The sequence below is a fragment of the Massilia sp. P2_C2 genome (assembly GCF_056404615.1).
Genome location: NZ_JBFUDR010000563.1, coordinates 1 through 1,750, shown reverse-complemented (window position 1 = coordinate 1,750; position 1,750 = coordinate 1). Strand labels below are relative to the sequence as shown.

Annotated in this window: 1 protein-coding gene; it reads right to left on the bottom strand. The window is 46.9% G+C overall.

The window, feature by feature from the left end; translation table 11 throughout:
* Nucleotides 1-69: 69 nt before the first annotated feature.
* Entirely contained in the window at nucleotides 70-1,422 is a 1,353-nt protein-coding gene (locus AC1DYX_RS30855) for an SIR2 family protein (RefSeq protein WP_477265991.1), read from the bottom strand.
* Nucleotides 1,423-1,750 lie beyond the last annotated feature (328 nt).

The window sequence follows — 1,750 nt, the reverse complement described above, 5'->3', positions numbered from 1 at the left end:
CTCTGATATCTTCAAACTCGCGCTCCAGTGCATCCGGCGTGGTCTGATCACGGTCGCCACGGGTTCCACTCAAACGAGGGTCTTCGAGATCCTCGATAACAACCAATAGCCGTAATTCCTGAAGAATTGCATCGATTTTTTTTTCGGCCGCTCGCGGCGCAGTTCTCCAGCGGACAAATTTGTGTCAACCTGGCTTGCTATGGCGTGAAAAATTGCCTCTAAAGTGTGTGTGCCTTTTCTCCCGCTTGTAGACGTCGTCCGAATCCAGATTACTCGTTCAAAGACCTCACTAAGGAAATTTCTGTTGTTCGGCTGAAGCCGATTAATTGCCGCCTCAGCGGTTATGTGACTTTTGCCGACACCCGCTTCGCCTTTAATAACGATAACCCGGAACTCTGAGGAGAGCGCCGTTCTCATCCGTTCATCCATCTGTTTTCGCTTGATCGAATGTTTCGGCTCTGAGAATGAGACAAGATTTTCGGGAAATGTTTTGCTGTCGAAAAACATCTGTTTCCGGCGATCGAAATTTATGAGCAATTGACGAAAATGCAGGAGCCATTTTTCCAGCTTCTCTTCCGCATCGTAAGTCCCAGCTTCTGCATCTAGCGAAATTAATTTAATTCCGCGCACGTGCATCGCTTGTGCTGCTAGTTCATTCTTCTGGAACTGCACTGTGTAGATTAACGGATTAATTGATCCTCCTTGCCAAACCGCATTTCCTAGTATCATCCCAAGGTTTGGGTCGCTGAAGCTATAGCCGACAAAGAGTACTGTCTTCGTTTGCAATTCCACTTTAAGAAGGTCCGCAACGGCAGGGTTTCGTGAAAAGTAGCTATAAAAATCCCGGGCGGTGATTACGATCGACGCTGGGTCTGCCAAGTCGCCGTGTAACTTGACTATTGACAATGCTGATGCGTCCGATAGGCCGACATGGTGCACATTGGAAATCACGTTCCGATTTAATTGCCTTTTCTGAGAGGCCTGCTCTAGGAAAGTGTCGAAATTAGTCGTGTATATTCTTTGAACAGGCAACGAAACAATTAATTCATGTATTCTTGTTAGGTGGAATCTAACATTTCCTAATCGATCCTTGAGGTACTGTATTAAAGCTGACCTACCGTTCTTAACTTCGTAAAGCTCGGCCACTTGTAATGGATCTATATTGCTGTTAGCATCGATATCGAGGTCAGATTTTAGTGGAGCAATTAGTTCTGTCCAGTTTGGAAGTCCAGCGCCGAGTGAGATTCCCGAGCCGACGAACATAGTCCCATTGCCGCGTGCAAATCTTTCAACTAAGACAGGATCAATTTTCTGCTCGTCGGGTTCCTCTTCCTCGGGATCCTCTTCCTCGGTTTCCTCTTCCTCGGGATCCTCTTCCTCGGGATCCTCTTCCTCGGGATCAATTTCCACTCGGTCGTTCATAATTATTCTCCTCTAAACTCGCATTTGTGCATGGAACTATTCAATCATTTAGTTCCTTATGTGCACATTTTCGATAAAATTTTACGCTGAACTTCCATTCGACACCAATGATGGGGAATTTTGGTAGTGTGTGGACAACACGCAAACGAAATTGAGGAGTGATTTATCGAATACCGCCTTCTGGGTAATATCACGACCGGAGAATTCGGCTTGATCGCGCGCTGGTTGGCTTCCTTGAAACGCCGAGCAGCACAGCCACCCAGCGCTTTGGATTGGAAAAAAAGGTGGGTAAGCGAGTCACCATCCAAGCTCGCACGTAGCGTTGCCT